At 70.4% G+C, this 25087-nt stretch carries 24 protein-coding genes and 3 pseudogenes; 17 read left to right on the top strand and 10 right to left on the bottom strand.

The window, feature by feature from the left end; all coding sequences use genetic code 11:
• The first annotated feature begins 59 nt into the window (after positions 1–59).
• Positions 60–224, top strand: a complete 165-nt coding sequence (locus AB0D29_RS32935) for a hypothetical protein (protein ID WP_362859274.1) — start codon at positions 60–62, stop codon at positions 222–224.
• Between the two features lie 130 nt (positions 225–354).
• On the top strand, positions 355–876 hold the full coding sequence (locus AB0D29_RS32930) for a protease inhibitor I42 family protein (protein WP_362859273.1): 522 nt from the start codon (positions 355–357) through the stop codon (positions 874–876).
• Here AB0D29_RS32930 and AB0D29_RS32925 read toward each other — a convergent pair.
• Positions 869–1258 (bottom strand): hypothetical protein, encoded by a 390-nt coding sequence (locus AB0D29_RS32925; protein ID WP_362859271.1) that lies wholly within the window; start codon positions 1256–1258, stop codon positions 869–871. The two genes, AB0D29_RS32930 and AB0D29_RS32925, sit on opposite strands and share 8 nt — an antisense overlap.
• A 258-nt stretch (positions 1259–1516) precedes the next feature.
• Positions 1517–2005 carry a hypothetical protein gene (locus AB0D29_RS32920; protein ID WP_362859269.1) on the bottom strand — a complete coding sequence of 163 codons (489 nt, stop codon included), beginning with the start codon at positions 2003–2005 and terminating at the stop codon, positions 1517–1519.
• Positions 2006–2736: 731 nt separating this feature from the next.
• On the opposite strand from AB0D29_RS32920, the pseudogene AB0D29_RS32915 reads away from it, so the two are divergent.
• A pseudogene (locus tag AB0D29_RS32915) lies at positions 2737–3252 on the top strand (hypothetical protein); the annotation flags it as partial.
• Here AB0D29_RS32915 and AB0D29_RS32910 read toward each other — a convergent pair.
• Both AB0D29_RS32910 and AB0D29_RS32905 read right to left on the bottom strand, forming a co-directional pair.
• Positions 3238–3822, bottom strand: coding sequence for a hypothetical protein (locus tag AB0D29_RS32910; protein ID WP_362859268.1), 585 nt, complete (start codon positions 3820–3822; stop codon positions 3238–3240). The pseudogene AB0D29_RS32915 and the gene AB0D29_RS32910 overlap by 15 nt on opposite strands.
• 384 nt (positions 3823–4206) lie before the next feature.
• Complete coding sequence (locus AB0D29_RS32905; RefSeq protein WP_362859267.1) at positions 4207–4803, bottom strand: MBL fold metallo-hydrolase; 597 nt, start codon at positions 4801–4803, stop codon at positions 4207–4209.
• A 316-nt stretch (positions 4804–5119) separates the two neighbouring features.
• Between AB0D29_RS32905 and AB0D29_RS32900 the strand changes: the two genes are divergently transcribed.
• The 4 genes from AB0D29_RS32900 (at position 5120) to AB0D29_RS32885 (ending at position 10446) form a co-directional block, all read left to right on the top strand.
• Positions 5120–5764: a LysE family translocator gene (locus AB0D29_RS32900; RefSeq protein ID WP_362859265.1), complete on the top strand. Its 645-nt coding sequence runs from the start codon at positions 5120–5122 to the stop codon at positions 5762–5764.
• 567 nt (positions 5765–6331) lie between these two features.
• A complete protein-coding gene (locus tag AB0D29_RS32895; RefSeq protein ID WP_362859264.1) occupies positions 6332–7069 on the top strand; it encodes a hypothetical protein in 738 nt (245 codons plus the stop codon).
• 380 nt (positions 7070–7449) lie between these two features.
• Positions 7450–8016, top strand: coding sequence for a hypothetical protein (locus tag AB0D29_RS32890; RefSeq protein ID WP_362859262.1), 567 nt, complete (start codon positions 7450–7452; stop codon positions 8014–8016).
• An 807-nt stretch (positions 8017–8823) separates the two neighbouring features.
• Positions 8824–10446, top strand: coding sequence for an MFS transporter (locus AB0D29_RS32885; protein ID WP_362859261.1), 1623 nt, complete (start codon positions 8824–8826; stop codon positions 10444–10446).
• A gap of 301 nt (positions 10447–10747) precedes the next feature.
• Here the strand turns inward: AB0D29_RS32885 and AB0D29_RS32880 are convergent, their stop codons facing one another.
• On the bottom strand, positions 10748–11281 hold the full coding sequence (locus AB0D29_RS32880; protein ID WP_362859339.1) for a TetR/AcrR family transcriptional regulator: 534 nt from the start codon (positions 11279–11281) through the stop codon (positions 10748–10750).
• Positions 11282–11533: 252 nt separating this feature from the next.
• On the opposite strand from AB0D29_RS32880, the gene AB0D29_RS32875 reads away from it, so the two are divergent.
• Positions 11534–12544: a zinc-binding dehydrogenase gene (locus AB0D29_RS32875; protein ID WP_362859260.1), complete on the top strand. Its 1011-nt coding sequence runs from the start codon at positions 11534–11536 to the stop codon at positions 12542–12544.
• A gap of 69 nt (positions 12545–12613) precedes the next feature.
• A complete protein-coding gene (locus AB0D29_RS32870) occupies positions 12614–13549 on the top strand; it encodes an alpha/beta hydrolase (protein ID WP_362859258.1) in 936 nt (311 codons plus the stop codon).
• 75 nt (positions 13550–13624) lie between these two features.
• Here AB0D29_RS32870 and AB0D29_RS32865 read toward each other — a convergent pair.
• A pseudogene (locus tag AB0D29_RS32865) lies at positions 13625–13954 on the bottom strand (Lrp/AsnC ligand binding domain-containing protein); the annotation flags it as partial.
• 481 nt (positions 13955–14435) lie between these two features.
• Here AB0D29_RS32865 and AB0D29_RS32860 point away from each other — a divergent pair.
• From AB0D29_RS32860 to AB0D29_RS32850, 3 genes are all read left to right on the top strand, one after another.
• Positions 14436–15383: a S66 peptidase family protein gene (locus AB0D29_RS32860; RefSeq protein ID WP_362859257.1), complete on the top strand. Its 948-nt coding sequence runs from the start codon at positions 14436–14438 to the stop codon at positions 15381–15383.
• Between the two features lie 330 nt (positions 15384–15713).
• Positions 15714–17330, top strand: a complete 1617-nt coding sequence (locus tag AB0D29_RS32855) for a protein kinase (protein ID WP_362859337.1) — start codon at positions 15714–15716, stop codon at positions 17328–17330.
• A gap of 440 nt (positions 17331–17770) precedes the next feature.
• Positions 17771–17947: a hypothetical protein gene (locus AB0D29_RS32850; protein ID WP_362859255.1), complete on the top strand. Its 177-nt coding sequence runs from the start codon at positions 17771–17773 to the stop codon at positions 17945–17947.
• Here the strand turns inward: AB0D29_RS32850 and AB0D29_RS32845 are convergent.
• A complete protein-coding gene (locus tag AB0D29_RS32845) occupies positions 17934–18290 on the bottom strand; it encodes a DUF4190 domain-containing protein (RefSeq protein WP_362859253.1) in 357 nt (118 codons plus the stop codon). The genes AB0D29_RS32850 and AB0D29_RS32845 overlap by 14 nt on opposite strands.
• 137 nt (positions 18291–18427) lie before the next feature.
• Here AB0D29_RS32845 and AB0D29_RS32840 point away from each other — a divergent pair, with 137 nt between their 5' ends.
• Together AB0D29_RS32840 and AB0D29_RS32835 are read left to right on the top strand one after the other, a co-directional pair.
• Entirely contained in the window at positions 18428–19657 is a 1230-nt protein-coding gene (locus AB0D29_RS32840) for a histidine kinase (protein ID WP_362859251.1), read from the top strand.
• 26 nt (positions 19658–19683) lie between these two features.
• Positions 19684–20412, top strand: coding sequence for a response regulator transcription factor (locus AB0D29_RS32835; RefSeq protein WP_362859335.1), 729 nt, complete (start codon positions 19684–19686; stop codon positions 20410–20412).
• A 99-nt stretch (positions 20413–20511) separates the two neighbouring features.
• Here the strand turns inward: AB0D29_RS32835 and AB0D29_RS32830 are convergent, their stop codons facing one another.
• Positions 20512–21543 (bottom strand): hypothetical protein, encoded by a 1032-nt coding sequence (locus AB0D29_RS32830; protein ID WP_362859249.1) that lies wholly within the window; start codon positions 21541–21543, stop codon positions 20512–20514.
• 729 nt (positions 21544–22272) lie between these two features.
• Here AB0D29_RS32830 and AB0D29_RS32825 point away from each other — a divergent pair.
• On the top strand, positions 22273–22881 hold the full coding sequence (locus AB0D29_RS32825) for an AraC family transcriptional regulator (protein ID WP_362859333.1): 609 nt from the start codon (positions 22273–22275) through the stop codon (positions 22879–22881).
• 125 nt (positions 22882–23006) lie between these two features.
• A complete protein-coding gene (locus tag AB0D29_RS32820) occupies positions 23007–23744 on the top strand; it encodes a VOC family protein (protein ID WP_362859247.1) in 738 nt (245 codons plus the stop codon).
• On the opposite strand, the gene AB0D29_RS32815 is transcribed toward AB0D29_RS32820, so the two are convergent.
• Positions 23731–23898, bottom strand: coding sequence for a hypothetical protein (locus AB0D29_RS32815; protein WP_362859245.1), 168 nt, complete (start codon positions 23896–23898; stop codon positions 23731–23733). The genes AB0D29_RS32820 and AB0D29_RS32815 overlap by 14 nt on opposite strands.
• A 519-nt stretch (positions 23899–24417) precedes the next feature.
• Between AB0D29_RS32815 and AB0D29_RS32810 the strand changes: the two genes are divergently transcribed.
• Complete coding sequence (locus AB0D29_RS32810; protein WP_362859243.1) at positions 24418–24843, top strand: hypothetical protein; 426 nt, start codon at positions 24418–24420, stop codon at positions 24841–24843.
• A 44-nt stretch (positions 24844–24887) separates the two neighbouring features.
• Here AB0D29_RS32810 and AB0D29_RS32805 read toward each other — a convergent pair.
• Positions 24888–25043 (bottom strand): annotated as a pseudogene (locus tag AB0D29_RS32805) (IS5/IS1182 family transposase); the annotation flags it as partial.
• Positions 25044–25087: the final 44 nt, after the last annotated feature.

Here is a 25087-nt window from a genome sequence, read left to right as displayed (position 1 = left end):
GGTGCTGGACCGGTCGCGCCGAGAGCTGGGGCGGCATGGGGCTGGATGGGCAGGAACGGATGAACGACACCTCCGTCGGCAATGCCACCGGCACCGACTACGAGCGCCAGGACCTGAACAGCGCCGCCGAACGAAGGGCGGTCCTTGCCGAAGTCGAGAAGTTGGTGGCACCCAGCACCCAGCACCCAGCACCCGGCACCCGGCGCCTGTCGACGTACGTGTGAGGAGGGCGCCCTCGCGATGACCATCATCGCCCAGGAGGGTGACATGCTTCAGGGGTGCAACCCTGGGGCTCGGCCACCTGGGTCAGCGAGGACGACTTCATCAACGGCTACACGGGCAAGGCTTCCAACAGTGATCTCCCCAACGCGAAAAGCGTATGTCTTCCGCGGTGGCAGGGGCGGTGCGGCGATCGCGGCGGCCGCGCTGCTCGCTCTCGCCACGGGCTGCGGCTCCGGCATCGACGAGCAGGCCGGCGGCTCCACGAGCCGCCCGGTGAAGGACACCAGCATCAGTGCCGAGCCGGGCGAGCGCTTCACGCTCACCGTCGACCAGAACGCCTCCACCCGCGAGTACTGGTACCTGGTCGACCCCGAGCCCGACAGCTCCGTGCTGGTCGGCCGCGGCCAGGTCTACGCGTCGGACTCCGGCGCCGAAGCGGGGGTAGGTGCCGGTGGTCGGCTCACCTTCACCTTCGAGGCCAAGGGCAAGGGGACCACTCGGTTCACGCTGCTGCACTGTACTTTCACCACCTGCCAGGGCAACACCTCCACCCGGCCCCCCGAGACGACTGGGCCCTCCGCCACCCCGACCACGGGGGAGACCACCCCCTCCCCGGCGCCCGAGCGCATCACCTACACCGTCACCGTCAACTGAGCCGCAGGGACAAGTCCCGGCCTACGACGGGCAGGCCCGCCCGGCACGGAACCCGAACCGTGCCCGCGCAAGCCGCGCCTCCGGGCGATGGCCGGTAGTCGGGCACGCCAACCGGCTGTCCGACCACCTGCCTGCCCGCCTGGCGGTCACGAGTTGCAGCCCGTGATGTCGTCGTCGCAGCCGTGGACTTCTTGGGGGCCAGGGTCTTGAGTTTCCAGGCGACTACGCCCTCTGGTATTCGATCGCCCTTGGCCGCAGTGATGGCCACGGTCACAGGTGTGCCGCGTGTGAGGACGACAGTGACCTTCGGGATGTCGGGGCTGTCGCAGGCAACGTCGAAGCGGTACGGCACGGCGCCACGTGCCTCGAACGTCTTGTCCATGCCAGAGGCCACGTAGGTCGTGCCAGAGGCAACGAGTCGTGCAGGAGTGTCATCGTCCAAAGTCGCTCGTACACGCTGCAAGCCATCGTCGGGCTCCCACCCCGAACCGGCGGCCGGAACTTCCCAGCTGCTGCAGCCAGCCAAAACGGCGGCGGCAAAGGGGAGGACGAAGATCCTCCGTACCCGCATGACGGCATCCTGGATTTGCCCCACCGTCGCCTTCCGGCGCGCCCCGCTGCCCGGACCAGAAGAGAGAGCCTAGAGCGGCGGGGGTACTGCCTTGAGACTGTCGCCCCGGTAGAAGGACTCGTACTCGATCTCGATGGACAGCCGGCGGGCCACGAGTTCCCAGAACCAGGCGTGCCGCGCCTCGTCGTAGTCGTCGAGGTGGATGAGGTATTGGCAGTCGCCCATGGGGAAGCTGACGCCGGCGAACAGCGCGTACATATTGGGCTTCTGGGGCCAATCCGCGGCCATGGCCTGGAAGGTCGGCCAGTCCCACTGCCCGACCGGCACCCCGTCCAGCTTCACCGTCGACCGAGTGACCAGCGCAGGACCCAGGCCCACGTTGAGCAACTGCAGCCCTGTGCGGCCGTTGTCGTAGTTCATCACCTGCCGGATCTGCAGGTGAGGCATGACGGACGTCCGGTTGTGCACCTTCACCGCCCGGGCCTGGACGGTGCTGGCCCAGAGCGAGCCCACCGCCACTGCCGTCGCGCAGGTGGTGATGATCGTGCTGGCGTCCATGGATCCCCCTGGGGACGAAGGGCCCTCTCCTTGTGCCAGGCATCGTCGGACTCCGAGCGGGCCATGGCAACGGGTTGCGCCGGGGCGCAGGGGAGCAGCCCGGGCGCGCAGGTTGTGGGTCCCACACGGCGACCACGAACCCCGCCCGGCATCCGCCGACGCGACCAGGGCGGCGGCCACGCTTTTCATGATCATGGAGGGGGAAGGTCTACCGCCCCTCACCCGCTGTCAAGAAGGCTTCTGGCGGCCCGTCACCGCATTGAGCGCACAGGTCCACCTGCAAGACGCCCCCGCCGAGCCAATCTTGGTGAGCCATCGTGATGTTCGCGGGGAGGGAGCCATCAGCCGTGCAGCCTCCGCAGGTACAGGCCCCCGCCCGCATCGCGGACTACCGGCTCATCGGCAGGCCGGGTGAGAGCGGCAGGGGTGTCGTCTACCTGGCCCGGTCACCCCTTCATGGTCGCCCGCATGCTCCTCCTGGCAGACCCGCGCCGTCCCCCGCCCGCGGACGACGCCCAGGCCCGTGTGCGGGTGCCGGAGCTGGTGCGGAGACCGGCTTCAACGCGGGGGCCTGCTGTGCGCGCTGGTGGACGACGAGCAGGTCACCCCCCCCGTCGACCTCGACCGCGCCCTCGCCACCGGCGCGCAGGAGAACCTGAAGGCGATCGGCCGCGCGCCGACGGTCGTGGCCGCGGACGGCGCCCTGGGCTGGCCGCCGAACCCGCCCCTACGACGTGGCCCTGGCCACGTTCTCCGTCGATCACATTCCGCCCGCGTGGCTGACCCAGCTCCGGCCGGGCGGCCGCGTCGTGCCCCCCTGGACCTCGAACTGGTGCAGTTACGGCACGCTCGCACTGACCACTACCGACGACGGTCGGGCCCAGGGCCGCTTCCGCTCCCTCGCCTCCTGCATGCAGAAGGCACGCCCCGACGCCGAGCCCAACCCGCTGCCGACCGCGCCCGGAGGGCACCGCGAGCGAAGCCGCGTACTCGCCGACGGGGGTTGTCTCCGTGGGCGGTCGCGTGCGGCGACCTCGATGCCGAGGTCCCAATCGACTGGTTCTTTCTGGCCCGGCCTCGAACGACTCCCCGAACGCGGTTACCCGTGCGGGGGTTCCGGGGACGTGAACCGGACGATCTTGCAGCTCGTCGGCGGATCGTGTTGGCTCTCTTACGATCTTGTCCGGCGACAGCGCCGGGCAGACGGACCGGGGGGGAACCCACATGCGTACTCAGCGAATTCGTGAACTGGCGGCCGTCGTCGCGATATCCGGATTAGTCGCCGGGCTCACTCTCACGACCGGCATGGCCCAAGCCGACTCCGCGACGCCGTCGCCGACGCCGACTCCGACGGGAAGTCCCACCTGCACGACGGCCCCGAGCCGCGCACCGGACCCCACGCCCACTCCGAGTCCCACCCATACTCCGCGCCCGACCATCGAGCCCGGATCCACACCGGCCCCGGCCCGCGCACCGCTTGCGGCGGCCTCCGTCCCCGGCCCGGCCTCGACCCCTGCCGTCACGCCGGACCCGACTTCGAGTCCCACCTGCGCGCCGGCGCCGACCTGTACGCCGTCCCCGAAGCCGAGCGCCGCCCCCACGACCGCCCCCACGACCGCCCCGACGCGGGCGCCGAGCGGTGCCCCCACGCGGGTCCCGACCTCCACACCGGTACCGGCCCTGGCCCGGGTCTCCGTACCCGATCCGGCCCAGAGCCCCGCCACCACGCCGAGCCCGACCCCGACCTGCACCGCGGGCCCGACACCGAGCCCCACCACCACGTCGGCCCCCACGCCCGCACCGACCCCTGTCGTCACGCCGACTCCTGCGCCGAACCCCACAGGGCTGCCCTCGGGCGCACCTCTGACGAAGAGGTAGGGAGGGCCCGAGCGCCCGGGCCGCATGAAGCCGGCCCCGGAACGTGCCGGGTTGACGTTGTCGACGTACCGGCATCCACGGGCCGGGAGCGGGCGATCAGTTCGGAAGCCGGTATCCAGATCCGCGGCCACCGCACTGGTGGGCGATGCCAGACCAGGCGATGGCCGGGATCGCGGGTCGGTTCAGTCCGGCGGAGCCCGGGGCGACGGCCCGCGCTTTCGCGCTCGCCTGTCGTCCGGCGCCGAGCGGCAGAACTGCCGGCGTTTGCACGACGAATGGCCCGGGCGAGATCGCCGTCATGGCGAGCGGCCGGTGCCGTCACTTCAGAGGGATTCGCCGGGTGCCAGATACCGGTAGCCGTTGTCGGTCTCCTCAGCGAGCCAGCCGTTGACGCTGCTGAGGCCGCGATCGTTGATCTGGGCGTCGTGGATCGGGAACGCCCGCTGCGGTTTGATCGCCTTCACGAAGTCGATCGCCTCCGCCGTCTTCAGCCACGATCCTTGGGCCGGGACCAGGAGCGTTTCGATCGGCTGCTCGGGGACGTGCAGCGAGTCACCGGGGTGGTAAACCGCTTCGTCGATGATGTAGCCGAGGTTCGCGCAGTCCGGTTGGCCGGCGTAGATGAACGCATGACGCCCGCCGACCGCGCGTACGCGAAAGCCGGCAGCACTGAACTCCGCACCCGAGGAAACCGCCGTGACGTCCAGCCGTGGAATGTTTGCTTCGGCCGGGGCGTAGACCGGAACTCCGAGCCCGGCCAGGCGAAGGGCATCGATGTGATCGACGTGTTCGTGAGTCACCAGCACCGCGTCCGCGCCGGCCAAGGCAGCCGGCTCGCTCCATATCCCGGGATCGATGACCAGCACCCGGCCATCGCTTTCGAACCGCACACATGCGTGGGTGTACTTCGTGATCCTCATAGTGCCCAAACCTAGGCAGGCAGCGCCATGCCGCGCTCGCTGATCAACTTTTCTGCACCGCCGGATCGGCCCCGGGGCTGGTGGGCGCCCAGTGGCACCAGTGCCGGAGGCGGCCGGAGACCTCGCCGGGGGACTGGCGGACGTGCTCGCCGTCCTCGGCGTGGACGACTGCCGCCGGGGCGCTTGGAGACGGCGAGCGGCAGGGCCGTACTCTACTGATGGCAAGACAGGCGCTGTTGATACGACGTGGTCGTCCATGGCAAGGCGGTGACCCGGTTCGCATCATGTGCCTGACGAACGACCAGGAGGTTGACCGGTGATCACTCTGACCGCAGTCGCAGGAGTGGCCCTGGTCGAACTGGGCATGGCCCTGACTCCGGGACCGAACATGATTCACCTCGCCTCTCGCGCGATCACCCAAGGCCGCAGGGCGGGCCTGGTCAGCCTCAGCGGAACCGCCGTGGGATTCGTGTGCTACCTGCTGGCCGCGGCTGCGGGCCTGTCGGCGTTGTTCGCTGCCGTGCCGGTGGCGTTCATCGCGGTCAAACTTGCCGGCGCCGCCTACTTGGCCTACCTCGCTTGGGGCATGCTCAAGCCCGGGGGCAGCTCGCCCTTCGCCCCGGCCCAGGACCTGGCTCCGGTCTCTGACGCCCGCCTGTTCTCGATGGGGCTGCTGACGAACCTGCTCAACCCCAAGATCGCTCTGATGTACGCCGCCCTGCTGCCCCAGTTCTTGGACCCGCAGGCAGGTCCGGCCTGGGGACAACTGCTCCAGCTCGGTGGGGTGCAGATCATCGTGGGGATCTCGGTGAACGCTATGATCATGTTGGGCGCAGCTCGGGTGTCGGGATTCCTGACCGCCCGGCCTCGTGCCATGACTGCCCAGCGGTTCACGGCGGGTGGCCTGCTCGGTGCCTTCGCGATGCACACCGCGCTGTCCCGTACTCCTGTCTCGACCTGAACCCGGCCCACGTCGCCGCGACGCCCGACTAGCGCCCAGCCGACGGCAACGGCTTACTTGCGGGCCAACGCCCGCATCGACAGCCCCTCCTGCCAGGAGTCACGGCGGATCCGCGGGAACGCCTCTTCCCTCACCAACTCCATCCGGCATCGCCCCCACCTCATGCGGCCGAACCTGCCATCCGCGCAAACGAGTTGGGTCTACTTGACGCAGGCGATGCCGTCGCCGCCCTTGTCGAGGGGGGACCGGTAGCCGGGCTGGCGCGTCCACGGGCCCGACCTCGGCCCCCCGCCGACCGTCCTGACCGGCCGCCGTTCTCCGCTCGCCGCCCTCACCCCTATCGCCCAGGGCGAGGACCGGGTGCTGCTGGCGGAGGTGGGGAGGATCGCCGGGGTGGGCCGGGCCGCGGCGGCGAACTGGCGCCGCCGGCACGACGACTTGACGACTTCCCGGCGCCGGCGGGCGGTACGGAGACGAGTCCGGAACCCAGCCGCACCGCACCGCCCCCCGCGGTGTCTCACGTACGGCATCTGGTCAGTCACCCGTCGTCAGATCTACCGTGAGGCAATGACGGTACACAGCTCGGGGGCACCCGGCGGCGTGGAGCGGGGCGAGTCGGGGACGACGGACGTGGTGCTGCGGGCGGGCGGCGGCTCCTGGCTCACCGTGCCGCGCTCGCTGGGGAGCGCCGCGCTGAGCGCGCTCGGTACGGGCCTTCTCGGGCTCGCCCTCGTCCTGCCGGTGGCGGTGATCGTGCTCTTCTCCGGCGCCGGCTGGGGCACGGTGGGGGTGGCGGCCCTCTGGATGGTGTCCGCAGCCGTCGCGGCGGGCTTCGCGGGCGCACTGGCCGTGGCCTGCTTCCGGGTGTACCGGATCAGGTTCTCCGCCGTCGGCGATCCCCCCGGGGTGCGTCTGGTGCGCGGTCTGGGGAGCGGTCCGTGGCGGCCGATGGAGGAGCCGGACCGCCTGCGCCTGGAGCAGGAGATCGAGGAGCCGTACGCCGGGGACCCCCTCCCCGCCACCCGCGTCCTCACGCTGCGCCTGATCCGGGACGACTCCGACCTCTGCCGGGCCGTCCTCCTGCCGGACACCGACGCCCAACAGCTCCTCGCGGCTTTGGAGCAGGCCCTGGGGCCGGCCGTCCTGCTCGAACTCCACGTCAAGCGCATCACCCGCCCCGCGCCCCGGCGCCGCCCCGGCCCGCGGAACCGCGGCCGGGGCGGGCCCTCGGGCATCGGCATCAGCGGCGCCGGCGGCTACAGCTGCGGCAGCGGCAGCGGATGCGGCGGAGGCGGGGGCGGTTAGCCGGCATGGCGTTCCCTCCAGCGTCTTGATGGAGTGCGCCGACGCCGAGTTCGGCGAGAACGACGACGGTTACGGTCAGTGGCGCCGCCAGGCGTGATCGGGGTGAATACCGCTTCAGCCGCCCACCGACGCGGGAATTCAGGGAGGTGCCCCAAGGCCCGCCTGCGCGATTGTCAGCGAGCTTGTCCGGGGGCCGGTGGGTACCGGATGGGGCTTGGCGGTGTGGTCGGTGTGCGCAGTAGGTAAAAAAATATGCTTTCTGGTCTTTTGGATGGTTTCGCCGTTGAGTCGTGTTGGTGCTGGGCCGGGCGTGGTGGTGCGTGTTTGTCTTGCCGCGCTCTCGGTTTGAGAGGTTCGTTCATCGAGTCACGGAGTTGTGGATGCGACGCCTTGGTGTCATTTCGGCTGCCGTTGCTTTTGCTTCGGCCGTGGTGTTGTCGTCGCCCGCGGTGGCGGACATGGTGGTTCCGGTGGATCAGCCTGGCGTGGTGGTGTTCAACAACGGTTCCGGGAACGTCACGAACATCGGTGACGGGAACAGCGCGGCGGGCCGGGACAACCTGGTTGGAAGCGGACATGTGGCGGGTGCGGGACACCTGGTGGGCCTGGGCGCCCTGAGCAACAACTGGGTCGTGCGGAACAACCTCAATGTGTCTCTGACTCTGGCCTCGGTATCCGGTGTCGCCGCCTCCCCTGGTGTGAATTCGGTGATCCCCGCAGGAGGAGGTATCAGCGGCACGTTCACGCTCATCCCTGGAACCACCGGTGTTGCCGTGTACCGACAGACTGACGACGCCACGTTCCAAGTGACCGTGAACTTCGGAAACAACAACAGCGCGGCTTGCGTTGAAAACAACTTCCCCCAAGGCATCAGCTGCTTCAGCACGTACGGCACAATCTCCATCCCCAACACGCTCAGCATCGGCCCGGGGAGTGGATCGCGATAGGAGCGGACACCCCAACAGGCCGAATTCCTCGATCCTGAGGACCAAGCTCCGGTGGGGCCTGGCGGTCGACGAGGCGGAGCGGGGCCGGCTGCTGGACATCGCGGCCGGCCGCGGGGAGACGGACGTGGAGTTCACCCCGGCCCCGGAGCCGGAGGGCAGCAGGGTGCACCAGCCCTCTGCCCGGCCGGTCTCGGGTACGTACGGTGCTGCGCCCCGCCCGAGACCGGCTGCGTCGCTGCCCGGCGGACGGTGCGGGGAGGCGTGAGGAGAGGGCTCCGGTGTGAATGGGGGTGTCAGCGCCGGGGGTCAACCCTGGCCGGCCCGTGTCACACAGGATGCGGAACACTGAGCTTCTGTTGCGGGGCGATGGCCGGCCGCGGCTATGGTCGGGCACAGTCCGCGCCGATAGGGCGTGCGCGGGCGAGGCCCGGTGACCAGAGCGCTCTGGCTGCAGTAATACCGGGCCGCCCCACCCCCCGATGGACCGCCCGCGCGACGTCTGCCCGCCTCCCCGCCCTGGCCCGCCTCCCCGCCCGGCGCCTGCCGCAGGGCGCGGCCGCAGACTCGGGCCTGGGGGAGAGGGGCAGTGCAGCCCCCGTGTCCCGTCGTGCGGGCTTCGGCGGCGCGGTCTCCGGCACCCTGACCCGCCCGCAGCTCCTCGTCCTCGGCCGCCACGACCAGGACGCCCGGCTGCGGAGCGGGAGGACCCGCGTCAGCGACGGTGGGCGTGTCATCCCAATGGGGCGATGTGCGGCACGGTGGATCAGGCAAGACTCTCGCCAAGCGCAACTTCGCCCCGGAGGTTCCATGTCGAGAAGCGCAGCGCCTCGCATCGACGTTCCGAGTGAGGCCCCGGCGCGGGCGTCGCTCGTTTTGGCGTCCCTGATCATCGTCGCCGCGGTGGCCAACTTGAACCTGTCGGTGGCCAACGTGGCGCTGCCCGCGATCGGGAAGGCCTTCGACTCCTCCCAGAGCGCGCTGAACCTGATCGCCGTGGGGTACTCCCTCGGTCTGGCCGCATCGGTGCTCTATCTGGGTGCGGTCGGCGACCGTCACGGGCGCAAGCTGCTGCTGCTCCTCGGCATCGCTCTGTCCGTCCCCGCCTGCCTGCTCGCCGCGTACGCGCCGAACGACACCGTCCTCGTGGCGGCCCGGATCCTCGGCGGGCTCTCGGCCGGCATGGCCTACCCGACCACCCTGGCGCTGATCACCGCTCTGTGGGCGGGGCCGGGGCGGACGAAGGCGATCGCGCTGTGGTCGGCTCTGGGCGGCGGCATCTCCCTGCTCGGGCCGGTGATCGCGGGCGCGCTGCTCGAACGCTTCTACTGGGGGTCGGTGTTCCTGGTCACGCTGCCCCTCGCCGTGGTCGCGCTGGTCATGGCCCTGTTGTTCGTCCCCGCGCACGCCAACGAGTCGGCCGAACCGGTGGACAACCTCGGCGGCATCCTGTCGGTCCTCCTGATCGCGGGACTGGTACTGGCGATCAACTTCGCCGTCGTCCCCGGTCAGAGGGCCCTGACCGTCGGCCTCGTCGTGATCGCCCTGGCTGCCGGAGCAGCGTTCTTCTGGCGTCAGCGCCGGGCTCCCAACCCGTTGTACGACCTCCACATCGCCGGCCGGCGCACGTTCTGGGTCGCCGCATGCGCGGGAATCATCGTGTACGGCTCCATGATGGGGTCGGCGTTCATCAGCCAGCAGTACCTGCAGAACGTGCTCGAGTACAACCCCGTCGAAGCCGGCGCCGCCATCCTCCCCCTCGTCGTGATGATCGTGCTCGTGGCACCACGGTCCGCGAAGCTGATCGAGACACGCGGCGCCCGCACGACCCTGCTGATCGGTTACGCGTTCCTCTTCCTCGCCTTCGCCTGGATGCTGCCGTTCTGGGGCGAGGACAGCAGCTACTGGCAGGTCGGCTTCGCCTACGTGCTCATCGGCATCGGCGCCGGCCTCGCCGGGACGCCCGCATCCCACTCGCTGACAGGATCGGTGCCCGTGCGACGGGCAGGCATGGCCTCAGGCACCGCCGACCTGCAACGGGACCTCGGCGGGGCCATCATGCAGTCCGTCATGGGCGTGCTCCTCACCGCCGGCTACGCCTCGGCCTTCAGCGCGGCGATCGCCGCTTCCCCCGAGAGCAAGGACGTGTCGGACCAGGTCCAGAGCGAGCTGACGAAGTCGTTCGCCTCCGCGGAGCAGGTCGCCCGGCAGCACCCCCAGTACGCCGACCAGATCGTCGCGGCAGCACGCCAGTCGTTCCTCCACGGCGACGACTGGGCGTACACCGTCGGCCTGGCCGCGATCGCCCTGGGTGCGTTGCTGATCTTCTTCATGTTCCCGCACCGGGACGCCGAGCGGGAACTCCTACGGCGCTACTACACCGAGGACTCCGCCTCGGCCGCCACCGAGAGGTCGAGCGGACCGGGAGCCTGAGCGGTCAGCCGGTCAGCCGGTCAGCCGGTCAGCCGGTCAGCCGGTCAGCTGGTCAGCCGGTCGCCAACCGTATCGTGCGCGCGGCCTTGCCCCACAGGGCGCTCAGCGGGAATTCGTACGGCGCGACGTGCCGCGCTCCGGCCGGGTGTCGAGCGAGTGGGCGTTACGGGTCGTCGCCGACACGGGCGGGGCAGCCCTCAGGTTCAGGCGACGGCCGTGACCCGGTGCAGCGGTCCGGGAGGAAGGCGCAGACCAGGGCCCGGACACCTCTGGCTCGCCGGCGCACGGCTGCGCGGAGGGCTCAAGCGCGGGAGCCGTCGAGGACGAGGTCGACGAGGCGTGGGGCGAGGGCTTCTTCGAGGGGCTCGCCGGTGAGGAGGACCCTGGCGAGGAGGGGGCCCGTGATGGCTTCCACGACGAGGTGCGGGTCGGTGTCGGCGGCTAGTTCGCCGCGGTCGATGCCGCGCCGCACGAGTGTTTCGGCGCGTTCGAGGCGAGCCTGCCAGTACGCCCGCCGTCCTTCTTCCAGCGCACCGGCCTCGCGGACCGTTCCCAGGAGCAGCAGGGCCGCGCCGGCGGGCGTGGCGAAGAAACGGGTCAGCGCCGTGAACAGCTCGCACAGGTCATCGCGGACCGCGCCGGTGTCGGGTGCGGGCAGCGCCTGCTCGGTGCGCGTGGCGAGCGCGTCGAAGATCAGGTTCTCGCGGGTCTTCCAGCGTCGGTATACGGAGGTCTCGTGGACCCCGGCCGCGCGCGCGACCGAGGCGACGGTGGTGGCGGCCAGCCCCTGAGAGGTGAGCAGGTCGACCGTGGCGGCCAGGACGGCCTGCCGCATCCGTTCCCCGCGCCGCCTCAGCGGCGGCGCTTCCTGCCCGTGTGGGACCTCGTCGCTCGTCACCCGGCCACCTTATCGCAAGTTCCCTTGCGATATGAAACGGTCGACGTTACGGTGGAATGCAAGTCGACTTGCGTTAGGTCATGGGCCAGCCCCTGAGACAGCCCCCGGTCCTCGCCTCGCAAGCCCCGGGCACCGCCTCGCCGGCCGTCCCGGGCCCGCCGTGCCACACACCGGAATGGATCACCTGCAATGGAACTCATGCGTGCCGCGCGCCTGCACATCCCCTCGCGCACCCTGACCGTGGAAGAGGTCCCCGTCCCGGCCCCCGGACCCGGGCAGGTGCTGGTCAAGGTAGAGGCCGCGGGCGTGTGCCTGTCCGACGTGCACCTCATCGACGGCATACTCACCCCCGCCCACCTGTCCGGCGACACCGTCACCCTGGGGCACGAGGTCGCCGGCACCATCGCCGAGTGCGGACCGGACGTCGCCGGCTGGACCGTGGGCCGGCGGGTCGTCCTGCAGGCGGGTGAGGCGCGCGACGGCCGGGTCATGACGCGGGGCGTCGACTACGACGGGGGCTGGGCCTCGTACGCCCTCGCTTCCGTCGAGACCCTCGTCGCCCTGCCCGAGGCGATCCCCTTCGAGCAGGGAGCGATCATCCCGGACGCCGTCTCCACCCCGTGGGGAGCCATCACCACGACCGCGGACATACGCCCGGCCCAGGCCGTCGGGGTGTGGGGCGTCGGCGGGCTCGGGGTCCACGCCGTCCAGCTACTGCGCGCCCTGGGCGCCTGCCCGATCGTCGCGGTGGACCCCGCCCCGGCCGCCCGCCGGCGCGCACTCGACTTCGGCGCCGACCTGGCGCTGGACCCGGCCGACCCCAGCCTGCGCGACCGGGTCCTGGCCGCCACCGGCGGCCGCGCACTGGAGGCCGCATTCGACTTCGCCGGAGTCGCCGCCGTACGGGAGCAGGCCCTGAGCCTGCTCGGACCGAAGGGACGCCTCGTCCTGGTCGGCCTGACCGACCAGCCGCTGACCGTCACCGACGGCACGCTCTTCAGCTACCTCCAGCACCAGATCCTCGGTCACTACGGATCCGTTGAGGACGCCGTGGCGCAGCTGATAGCCCTGGCCGAAGGCGGCAGGCTGGACTTCTCCCGCTCCATCACCGACGTACTCCTGCTCGCCGACGCGGCCAAGGCAGTCGAGCGCCTGCGCACCAAGGAAGGGGACCCCATCCGCCTCATCCTGCGCCCCTGACCCCTGACCCCCGCCACCCATGACCCGACCGCCCCCTCCCGCCACCCCACGACACGAAAGACCTCCGTCATGCCCGTGGACCCCGCCCTCGTCGCCCTGCTCGACCAGCTCAACGCCCAGCCCGCACCACGCATCCTCGACACCGACCCTGCCGCAATGCGAGAGGCGAACCGGCAGCCGGGCATCGGTGCCCCCGCGACGGAACCGATCACGGTCGGCTCGGTGGAGGACGCCACCGTCCCCGGCCCTGCACAGAGCATCCCCGTACGCGTCTACCGACCCGCGACGGACGGCCCCGTTCCCACCGTGGTGTTCTTCCACGGCGGCGGCTGGCTCACCGGCGACCTCGACACGCACGACGACGTCACCCGCAGGCTGTGCCGTGACGTGGAGGCCGTGGTCGTCGCCGTCGACTACCGCCTGGCCCCCGAGGACCCCTTCCCCGCCCCCTACGACGACTGCCTTGCCGCGGCCCGCCACATCGCCGACCGAATCGACGACTACGGAGCCCGCCCCGACCGGCTCGCCCTGGCCGGCGACAGCGCCGGCGCGAACCTGGCCGCCGCCGTCGCCCTCGCCTTCCGCGACGAACACCGGCCGCTGGCAGCCCAACTCCTCGCCTACCCCGCCACCGACTTCGACGGCGACTACCCCTCCCGCACCCAGAACGCCACCGGATACGTCCTGAGCCACCAGGACGTCCTCGACCTGCAACACCTCTACGCCGGCGACGACCCCGCCATCCGCTCCTCCGCCCCCGTCTCCCCCCTGCGCGCAGCCGGCCACGCCGGCCTCGCCCCCGCAGTCATCGGCACCGCCCAGTACGACCCCCTGCGCGACGAGGGCAACGCCTACGCCGCCGCCCTCGCCTCAGCCGGCGTGGACGTCTTCGTCCGCACGTACGACGGGCTGATCCACGCCTTCCTCAACCTCTACCGCATCTCCCCGGCAGCCGACGCGGCCGTCACGGAGCTGTACGCCCAGCTCAAGAACCGGCTCGCCTGATCCGACACAGGAACCCACGCGGGGCACCCCGGCATCGCCGCACCTGGTCGCATGGGACGCGACTTGGGACGCCGGTCAGCGGGCGAGCATGCGCCCGTAGTGGGGTCGGTTGTCGCGGGAGCTGGGCAGGTTGGTGGTGACGAGTTGGGCCATGCGTATGCCGGGATCCCCGGCCGCTCCCAACTGCACCGGTCCAGGCATGACGTCGGGCAGCCGCGCCAGCTGCTGGTCGTAGAGCTGCTGGAAAGCGGCGAGGTCGGTGGTGGCGACACGCAGGAGGTAGTCGGGTTCTCCGAACAGTCGCTGGGCCTGCATGACGTGCGGCACCGCACTGACGGCTTCTTCGAACTGAGCGACGGTGTCGGGGCCTTCCCAGCGCAGCGTGGCGAAGACAAGGGCCTCGAAGTTGTCGGCGCTCGACCCCGGCCACGAGGGCGTCGACGCCTCATTGCGGGCCCCCGTTGGTCGGTCCCAACAGCTCCTGCCAGCGCTCCGAATACACGGCTTCCCCGTCTACATCTGCGTTCCGCTTCTGCGCTCCGAGAGGCTTACGCAGGTCACGTACGCATGTGTGATCGGGAATGGGTTCCGCGCACAGGGATGACCCAGGCCCTTGGCAGCCGGCCTGACGGGCGCCCAGGCGCCGCGTGTGAGCCCCGCACCACACACGTGGAGCGCACGCCGCACCGCGGCCCGCCACCTGGCTCGCCTGCGCTGGCCCGCCGGCTTCCGGGAGTGCCCGCCCGTTCAAGGCGTGGCAGAAATCGTTCCGGAACAGCCGTAGCGGCGTGCCAGAATCCAGCGCATGTCAGTTCGATATCCACGCCCCCTGCGCCCCGGTGACTGCGTCGGCATCACGTCTCCTTCGAGTGGAGTCACGAAAGAGATGCGGGCGCGCCTCGAGGTGGCCATTCGTGATGTGAAGGCCCGGGGATACGAGGTGGTTGTCGGCCACTGCATGGACGGTGCCGGTCATGTCAGTGCCCCTGCGGCCGACCGCGCCGGCGAGTTGATGTCCATGCTGACGGACCCCGGCATCAGAGCGGTGGCGCCGCCCTGGGGTGGGGAGACGGCGATCGACCTGCTACCCCTGCTCGACTGGGACCGGCTGCGTGACGCCGAGCCGACCTGGCTCGTCGGGTTCTCCGACATGTCGACCATCATGACGCCGCTCACCCTCCTCACAAGAACAGCGACCGTGCACGGCAACAACCTCATGGACACGCCCTACCGGGTGCCCGAGGGACTCTTGTCGTGGCTCGACATCGCCGCTGCTCCGCAGGGGCACCGATTCACGCAGACCCCGCCCAACCGCTACCGATCCTCAGGCTGGGACGACTACAGGGCCCAGCCTGAGGTACGTGAATACACGCTCGATACGGCCGGCAGCTGGACCAGGCTGGACGCCGACGGAGACGTGGAGGTCGAAGGACGCCTGATCGGGGGCTGTATCGAGACGCTCTGCAACCTCACGGGAACGGCCTACCTCGACGTTTCCGCCTTCGCGCGAGCCGAGTCCCCGGAAGGGCTCCTCGTCTATGTCGAAGCGGCCGGCGACGACGCCTTCACCATCTGCAGAAACCTGCACGGGATGCGGCTCGCAGGCTTCTTCGACACGGCGAACGCGATCCTCGTCGGCCGGACCTCGGCACCTGACGCCGGCTCACTCACACAGCACCAAGCCGTTCTCGACGCCCTTGGCTCCTTGAACGTCCCGATCATCGCCGATGTCGAGTGCGGGCACGTTCCGCCGTACCTGCCCATCGTCAACGGAGCGCGCGGCCGAATCGTGCACACCTCGACCCGCAGCGAACTGACCCAGACACTGGACTGACGCCCCGAACCCAAACCCGAACCCGAACCCGAACCCGAACCCGATGCCGTGCCCCTGGTCACGGAAGCCGGCTCAGGCCGCACCGATGGTCGAAACGGCTGTTCGTGTCGGCTCGAACCGGCCGAGCGGAGTCACATGGGTCCAGAACAGCGGTGACAGGTGCACCTGCGCGCCGAGGGCCGGGCCGTGCGAACCCGCCCGTAGGCGTACCCCTACGCTGGTGCCCGCGGATCTTCAACAGGGTGACGAAACGGAGCGTGACAGGTGACGGGGGCGAACGGCGCGGACCTGGTCGGCGAGGTTCTGGGCGGGCGATACCGCGTGACCGCGATGATCGGGCGCGGTGGCATGGGTGTGGTCGCCCGGGCGGTGGACCAGCTGCTGAACCGCGAGGTCGCCGTCAAGGTCCTGCGGGCCTACACCGACGCCTCCCCGGCCGAACTGGCCGATCTGCGGGTCCGGATGCAGCGGGAGGCGCAGGCCGCCGCTCGTATCCGGCACGGCGGTGTGGTCACCGTTCACGACGTGGTCGAGGAGCAGGGGCTGCCGGTCATCGTCATGGAGCTGGTCGACGGGCCCTCCCTCGACGACGTGCTGGCGGAGCGCGGCCCACTGGACCCGCGTGAAGCGGCCGCGATCGGCGCCAAGTTGATGGACGCGCTCGACGCGGCACACCGGGCCGGGGTCCTCCACCGGGACGTCAAGCCCGGCAACGTACTGATCGAGAGCAGCGGCCGGGTCGTACTCACCGACTTCGGCATCGCCAGCATGGAGACCTCTGGCGACGAGGCCCTGGCCAAGCTGACCCAGAGCGGTCAGATCGTAGGCTCCCTCGACTACCTGCCGCCGGAACGCGCACAGGGCCGGGAACCGGGTGCCGCGTCGGACATCTGGGCGCTCGGCATGACGCTGTACGCGGCCGTGGAGGGCTCTTCGCCCTTCCGCCGCACGTCGGTGTGGTCCACACTGGCGGCGATCGTCGGCGAACCGCTGCCCGAGCCCCGGCGCGCCGGACCGCTCACCCCCGTGCTGCAGGCGCTGATGGCCAAGGACCCGCTGCAGCGGCCCGACGCGGGGCAAGCGCGCGAAATGCTGGAGGCGGTTGTCGACGGCAGGACGGCGGACCCCGCGCCGGCACCGGCCCCGGCCGCCCAGCCCGTCACTCCGGCGGCCTTCGGTCCCCCCGCCGCGCCGTTCTCCCCGTCCGCCCCCCACTCCGTCGCCGCCTACACGCCGACCGACGCCTACGGCGCCCCTCCGCAGCCTGGCTCCGTGCAGCCGGGCATGGCCCCCGGCACAGCCGGCGGTCACGGCAGCCGTTCCGAGACCCGTGCCACGACCGTCCGCGCGCGTGGCCGCCGTACCCGTACCGTCGTCGCGGTGGCGGCCGCCACCGTCCTCACCTGCGGCGGAGTCGCCTACGCCCTGATGGACACGCGGGGCGACGCGGGCGGCGGCGGGTCGAACACGGCGCTTCCGACGGCGAGCACCGGCGCCGACGGTGACCTGACGTCCACAAAACCCGGCGAGAAGCCGTCCACCACCCCCTCGAAGAAGGACGGGGACCGGCGGACAGGTCCCACGCCAACGCCCGGCAACGGCGGCGGTGACTCGGCCACGAAGCCGTCCGGCTCGCCGAAGGCAACGACCAGCTCCCCGGTGAAGGAGCCCGTCCCGGTGTCGACGGCGTGCACCGGCTGGGCCCACTCGAACCGCAGCGACGGCTACGGGAACGCGGCCCAGGAAACCCACCTCTACACCGGCCCGTACGCGGAGTGCTCCCATGTGACCCTGGTCAAGTCCGGCGTGAAGGTCTACTACCACTGCTACGTCACCAACGCCCACGGCAACAAGTGGATCTACGCCCGTATCGAGGGCACGAACACCGAAGGCTGGCTGGTCGGCGAAAAATCCACCCTGAAGAGCGGCACACTCGCCCGCTGCTGAGCCTGTCGCTCAACGTCCGGCTTCGAACAGGGCGCGGCCCGCCTTGGAAAAATCCGGCCTCGTGCCCGCCACGCGGAGCGAGCGCAGTACGTGGGCACCGATGTAGTCCGCTCCGGCTTGATCGCCTCCGATGAGACTCGGCGCCGGGGTGGCGTGACGTGGGGGAGTGACGGACTGATCCGACGTTCGCGATGTGCCGGGCGTTGCCGGACGGGCGGAACTGTCCTCGTCCGCGGGTGGGTCGTTCGAGTGCGGGCGGTGGCGCCCGCCATTCCGTCCGAGGGCAAGGACACATTCCCGCTCGCCGAAGTCCCCTGGGAGCCCTTCCCCCAGGGGGATCAGGTCAGGAGGCCGTCCACCTACTGCACACCGGTAACTCGCCCGTACCGTTCCTGATCCGGATCGCCGCCGGCACCCGCCACTTCGGCGTCGCTCCCGCGATGAACTGCTGCTCCGTCGCGGCGACACCCAAATACGACGACCGCTACGACGACTACGGCGTCGAGGTGACCGGCTACCCGGCGGGCTGGTCGGTCGCCGCCGCCCGGGCCGCGATCACCCCCAACGACTTGCGCGCGCCGGGAGGAAGTCGCCCGTCGCCGGTCACTTCCCGGTGAGTTGCTGGTGGACGCACTGCTTGTACTGCTGGAAACCGTCGGGCTGGTAGCACTCCTGCGTCTTGTTGGCGTACCAGACGAAGAAGACGGCCACCAGGACGGACACCACGATCGCGATGGCCGACGTCAGCACGCCGGTGAGGGCCTTGCCCCGGCCGTTACCGGTCCGCTTGGCGGTCATCAGGGCGACGATGCCCAGGATCAGGCCTATGCCGCCGAGCAGGCCACCGATGAAGAAGATCGACGTGCTCAAGCCGATGACGCCAAGCACCATCGCGGCCCCGGCCAGGCCGTTGGCCGATGCCGTGTGATGCGGCGGCATCTCTATTTCTTGCGTGTTCATCAAACGTCCTCCGGTCAACTGTTCAGGGCACGATCCTGGCTTCCGCGTCGCGGCCGCGCATCGCGGGAAGGCGGGAGCAGGTGCTCCCCCGATCGGGGGAGGCCGTCGGTGAGCTGCCCGGTCATACTGGGGCGACAATGATCAAGGTGATTCGGCCGCTGCTGCGCGGCTCCACATACTCGGGCATGCTGCTCGCCTACTGTGGCGCGTTGGCGAGCCTTCCGCTGCTGCCGTTGGCCCTGCTGCCGACGCTGGCGTTGCCATCCGCTCCCTACGGAGTGCAGGCCGCCCTGGGCCTCGTGGTCTGGGCAGCACTGATCGGCTTGGTCGGACTGGCCCGCACCACGCGGCGGGCGCTGATCGCGTTCGCCCGCCAACTTCTGAGGGCGCCGTTGCCGGCCCCTGCCACCGTGCCATTCGGCGCCGACCGTTGGCGGACTCCCCTCTGGCTGCTGCTGCACGTGGCGCTGGGGTGGACGGGGGCGCTGACGGGCGGTGTGCTGGCCCTCATGGGGATTGCCCTCCCCGGGGGGTGGCTCGATGCCGAGGCCGAGCTGAGTCTCTTCGGCCTGTCGCTGCGGTCCGACGGCGGATGGCAGAGCTGGGTGCTGGCGCTCTGCTGCCTGCTGCTCGCGGCGGTCGTGTGCGTGGTGGTGACGAGCGTGCTGCGATGGCTGGCGCCCCGGCTCCTGGGTCCTTCCTCGGCTGAGCGGCTCGCGCTGATGGCCGAGCGGGAGCAGCGCCTTGCCGAACGCAACAGGCTGGCCCACGAGTTGCACGACTCGATCGGGCACACGCTGACCGCGACCACGATCCAGGCGGCGGTCGCGGGCGAAGTGCTGTCCGCCGACCCGGTGGCGGCGCGGGCCGCGCTGCGAAGCATCGAGGAGTCGGCCAGGGCCGCGCTGGAGGACCTGGACTACGTACTGGGCGTACTGCGCGAGGAGAAGGCGGAGACGGCACCGACCCGGACCCTGGCCGACCTGCCCGAGCTGCTCGACCGGTTGCGGCACGCGGGCGCGGACCTTGACGTGGAGCTGTCCGGCGAACCGTCCCAGGTACAGGGGACGCTCTCCCGGGCCGCGTACCGGATCCTGCAGGAAGGTCTCACGAACGCCTTGCGGCACGGGACGGGCGGCCCGATCGGGGTCCGGGTGGCGGTCGCGCCGGACGTGCTGGAGCTCGGTGTGGTCAATGGGGCGGGCGCGGGCATGCGTACGGGCGCGGGTGTCTTCCGGACGTCCGGGCACGGCCTGCCCGGCCTTGCCGAGCGCGTGCGGCTGCTGCACGGTGAGATCGAGGTCGGCCCGGACGGGCCGCGGCACTGGCGGCTGGCGGTCCGGCTGCCGGTACGGGTGTCGGCATGACCGGCTCCGACACGAGCCCAGCCGCCATGACGGCCGAAGGTTTCGGCCCCGCCGCCACCAGGCCTGCCCCTGCCCCCGTGACCCTCTTGATCGCGGACGACGACGAGGTGACCCGCAGCGGTCTGCGTACCTTGCTCGCGGCGCAGCCGGGGATCGCGGTGGTCGGAGAAGCAGCAGACGGCGTCGAGGCCGTCGAGCAGGCGCGGCGGCTGCGGCCGGACGTGGTCCTGATGGATGTGCGGATGCCGCGGTGCAACGGGATCGAGGCCACCCGGCAACTCCTTGCCGAGCCGGCCCAGTCGGCCCAGTCGGCACAGTCGGTCGGACCGCCGAAGGTCGTGGTGATCACCACCTTCGAGAACGACGGCTACGTCACTGCGGCGCTCAGCGCGGGTGCCAGCGGGTTCGTCCTCAAGCGGCTTCCGGTTCGGCAGATCGCCGAGGCGGTACGCGTGGTGGCGGCGGGGGAGGCGATCCTCTTCCCGGCGGCCCTGCGCCGGATGGTCGCCGCCCGCCCGCTGGGCTCCGCCGAGGCGTTGCCGAAGGCGGCGCTGACGGAGCGGGAGGAGGAGGTGCTGCGCCTGATGGCCACCGGCCTCTCCAACCCGGATATCGCGCAGTCGCTCATGGTGAGCCTGGAGACGGTGAAGACGCACGTCGGGAACGTCCTGACCAAGCTCGGTGCACAGAACCGGACCCACGCGGTGGTGATCGCGTACGAATCAGGTCTGGTGGTGCCGGGGTTCACCGGCTGAGGCGCGACACGGCAGGTGGGGGAGCTGATGCTCCGCCATCCCCGCCATCCCCGCCAGCCACACGAACAGCTCCCCGCAAGACCGCAGCCCGGGGCCGGCTCAGTCCTCCCAGTCCTCGTCGTCGCCGCCGCGCATGGTGCGCCATCCCTCGAGGTCTTCCAGCGCCTTCCGCGCCAACTGGGCGTACTGCACCGGGCACTCCCACAGCTCGCGGGCCGAGAGCTCGGCGGGCACGGGGGTGTCGGGGTGGTCCTCCGGCGCGTACAGGTGGACCACCGCGCGGTACCGGGACTGCACGGTGGAATCGGCGGTGGGCCAGGGGTGCTGCGGGTGCTCGCAGGAGACGTCCAGGTCGACGGTGGCGAGCGCGGCGGACAGGTCGCGCGCGTACGAGGGCGGCAGACCCTCGTACGTCTGGGCGATGCCCATCCACAGGCACAGGAACAGGCCGATCCGCTCCTCGTCCCGCACCTGCCCGGTGAGCCAGCGGCGGGCGGACCACAGGGCGACCGGGCCGGTGTTGTCCTCCCAGCTACGCCTGATCGCCTCCTGCATGGCGACGAGGTCGAGGCGGCCGTCGTCCCGGACGAACTGCACGTCCAGATGGGAGACGTCGATGCCGCCGAAGAGCTCCTGGTACGCCTCGTGCAAGCGGCCCAGGGCCTCATCGGCGAGCTCCGCGAGGAACCCCTCGCAGTCGAACACCGCCAGCTCTTCCTCGTCGAGACCGTAGTCCTCGGCGAATGCGGCCCGTCCGGCCTCGGTCAGCAGGCTCACCCCCGCCTCGACCTGGTGCTCCGAGTCCAGCTCCGCGGGGTGGGCGCCGGCCGGGCAGGTGCAGGAGGCCCGGTCCAACTGCGCACGGAACCCGTCCAGGGCCTGTACGTACGACGCGAACAGGGACTTGCTGAAGATGCGTGCGCAGACGTACCAGCAGGTGGCATGAAGGAGGATCGTGTACCCGGTCCGCTCCCGGCGGCCCTCTGGGGTGGCGTCGCGGCCGAGCACCTCCGCCGCGTCGTCGGCGAGGACGGCGAGGGTCGATTCGGGGTCCGCAGAGGGGTAGTCGCTGACGATCCCGGACAGGTCGGAGATCAGTTCGCGGTGGTCGGCAGGCAGTATGGGCGTCACTTCAGTCACATCCGTAACCGACGATTGCGCAGGTCGGACGGTTCCCGGGCGGACGTGACTGCCCCGCGCCCCGCGCCCCGCGCCCCGCGATTCGGGACGAAGACATGAGCTCAGGGCATGGGGATCAGGGGATGCTGGTGAGTGGCCAGGGGTTTTGGGCGTTGCGTCGGATCGCCGCCCGTATGTGAACCATGGCCAGGATGGCGCTCATGTGGGTCTTGCCCTCGGTGTACCGGATGTGACCCTTGCAGAACCAGAGGGCGTTCTCCGGATGCCCCTCATGATCGAGAGGTGGCTCTATCGGACGGAAGTACACGAGCGTGAAGGTCTCGTAGTCGTGGTCCCTGGATGACGCGTTGCAGATCGCGCAGTTCGGGGGCATCACTGCTGGTCAACTCCACTCCGCCGAAGGAATCATGATCGCAATCCTACGTCCGAGGCTCTGCTCGAACGCGGCGTCGGCGGCAGCCCACACGATTCACAGCCCCGCCTCGCCCTCCGGTGGCAACGCGCCCGGTACGTCGATCACGCCGCCGCCGTCCGGATCGGCCGGCGTGGCGCCGAGCCGCCCTGAGCCGTCCCTCTGGCGCGCCGCCCGTTGCTCAGGGGCGGAGCTTGGGACACAGCGCGGCGGGAGGCATGCCACTCGCTGCTGATTGGCTCTCGCTCCGGAATGACACGTCGGTGAGAGTGCTGGTCTGATCGATGCCGTACTACAAGGGAGTCGTCATGCAGGTAGCAGTGGTCACCTTCGACGGGTTCAACGAACTCGACAGCTTCATCGCTTCCGCGCTGATCAACCGATGCCGCAAGGACGGCTTGGAAGCCTTCATCACGACCCCAACGCCCCAGGTCACATCGATGAACGGCGTCGAAGTGAACGGGCAGCGCCCCATGGAGTTCGTGACCGAAGCCGACGTCGTCCTGATCGGCAGCGGGGTGCGAACACGCGACGTGGTCGCCGACGACCGGCTGATCTCCAGGCTGTCGCTCGACCCCGCGCGCCAGCTGATCGGCTCACAGTGCTCCGGCGCACTGGTACTGGCCCGGCTCGGGCTGCTGGCCGGCATGCCGGCCTGTACGGACAGGACCAGCCGGCCCTTCGTCGAAGCCTGCGACGTCACCGTGCTGGACGCCCCGTTCCACGCCGAGGGGAACATCGCTACGGCAGGCGGCTGCTTGGCGTCCCAGTACCTCGCCACATGGGTGATCACCCGCGTGCTCGGGGAGAAGGCCGCGCGCGACGTCCTCGACTACGTGGCGCCGGTCGGCGAGAACCAGGAGACCGTCGAGCGCGCCCTGCGTGCCGTCCACGCGAGCGAGGCCGCGCTGCACTGACGCCGCCACGGCCACAGCCTGGCGGCTGACCTCCGGTTTCTTGGCTGCCGGCGCGCGAGTTGACCTCTGTTTGGCGACGGCAGATGTGTTGGCCGTTGCGGGGCGGTGTGCATAGGGTCGGCGGCATGGCGACACGACTGGTTCAAATTGCGATGAACGCTCGGGATGACTCCGCGCTCGGCCGGTTCTGGGCGGAAGCGCTCGGCTGGGGCGTCGACAGCGAGGCACCCGGCGTGACCAACCTCGAACCCGTGGGCTTCGTCTATCCCGACCCCGCCGCCGTCTGCGTCGACGTCATTCGCGTCCCGGAACCCAAGACGGTGAAGAACCGTGTGCACATCGACCTTGCCACCACCTCGGCGGCCCATCAGGCAGAGCTGGTCGCGCGCCTCCAGGCTCTCGGCGCGACGCCCGCCGACGTGGGCCAGGGCGACGTACCGTGGACGGTCCTGGCCGACCCGGAGGGCAACGAGTTCTGCGTGCTGGAGCCGCGACCGATCTACCAGGGCACCGGGCCGATGGCCGCGGTGGTGGTCGACTGCGCGGATCCGCGGGCCATGGCGCGGTTCTGGGGCGAGGCGATGGACTGGACCCTGCACGAGGTGACCGACGAGCATGCGGTGCTGCGCTCCGCCAAGGGCGTCGGCCCGTACCTGGAGTTCCTCCGCACACCCGACACGAAGACCGTGAAGAACCGCATCCATCTCGACCTCCGCCCGTACCCAGAAGACGACCAAGCGGCCGAGGCGGCCCGGCTGCGGGCTCTCGGCGCCGCTGACATCGACCTCGGCCAGGGCGACGTGCCGTGGACGGTCCTCGCCGACCCGGAGGGCAACGAATTCTGCGTCCTCACCCCGCACTGACACGGAGCATGCACGGGCCCAGGTGGCAGGGGGCGTACGAGTCGAAGGCGGCCGCGTCGGACGGATGGCAGACGGCCGCGACCACCTCACGGGCGCCCGGCTCCGATGTGAAGCCCGGGCCGCGCAGAGGCAGGACGTCGTTGCTGTCGAGCATGGTGGCGTTGGCCTGGACCTCACCAACATGGCCCCCGACGCGGTACTCAAGACCGCACCCGGCGCCTGGGATCCGTAGCAGCTGAGTGGCGGGCCTCTACGAGGCGGCGGGCGCGTAGAACGACGGTCGTGTCGGGGGAGTCCTCAGCGAGTCCGAGGAGGGCCTGGCGTTCGGCTTCGTCGACGGCCAGGTCCCAGCGCAGTCTCGTGCCGACCCGCCGAGCTCTGGCAACGCCGTGCCAGCCTGTCGTGCTGGCCGCACGGCAACGACGAAACTGTCCGAGCCAGCGGGGCTGGATTGTGACTGGACAGCCGACGTAGGCCGTCGGAGCATGGCGCGCAGGTGCGAGTGCCGCCCAAGGGGAGGGCTGTCAGGATGAGCACGGACGACGGGGAAGAAGCACGCGGCCAGCGGCCTTGGCAGCGGTCGCGGGCAGACGGAAACCCAGGGGTGGGCGGGCTGGGAGTCCCTGGCGGCCCAGGAGGACTCGGCCATGGGTTGATCCCCTCAGGTGCGCAGATGCCTCAGCCCGTGAAGAGCCTTCGCGTGTTGATGATGGTCCTGGGCGGCATGCAGGCCGTCCTCGGACTCGCTCTGCTGACCAACAGCGTGGCCATCGCCACCGCCATCTGGGGCGAGGAGGACGCCTCGACCCCGTGCTGCACCACACCAGGCGAGGCTCACTCGGGGATCGTCGTATTCGCCGGAGTGCTCATCCTTGCTGTTGCCGCATGGGGTGTCACCACCGCCCTCAAGTTCCCCACGCGCCACCCCAATTTGCGCGTCTCCGCCTTCGCCTACGGCTGGACCGCGCTGCCCTTCACCTTTGCATTCTTCCAGGTGGCACCCATTCTGGGACTGATCTGGCTCGTGCCGGCCATCCTGGCAATCGTCCGCCCCAACCAGCCGGAAAGCCGTGCCTGGTTCGGTTATCAGCCCGGCTGAGGTGAGACCGCAGCAGCGGAACCTGAGCACGCGTAATGCGGTGCACGGTCCTCCAACGCAAGGCTCCACGGCCGGCCCCTGCGGACCGCATCCGCGCCTTCGTGCCGCAACACCGTCACCAGCTTGCCGCAGTTGCGCGGGCTCAGCCTGGTGAACGGGGCTATCCAGGACGGCTCAGACGCCGTGATCACACCAGCCACGGCATGATCATTCCATTGCGTCCTGCCCGTCCTGCCCGTCCTTC

The sequence above is a fragment of the Streptomyces sp. NPDC048424 genome (assembly GCF_040651555.1).
Lineage (GTDB): Bacteria > Actinomycetota > Actinomycetes > Streptomycetales > Streptomycetaceae > Streptomyces.
The sequence above is the reverse complement of the archived record's forward strand: the minus strand, read 5'-3'. Positions and strand labels throughout refer to the sequence as shown.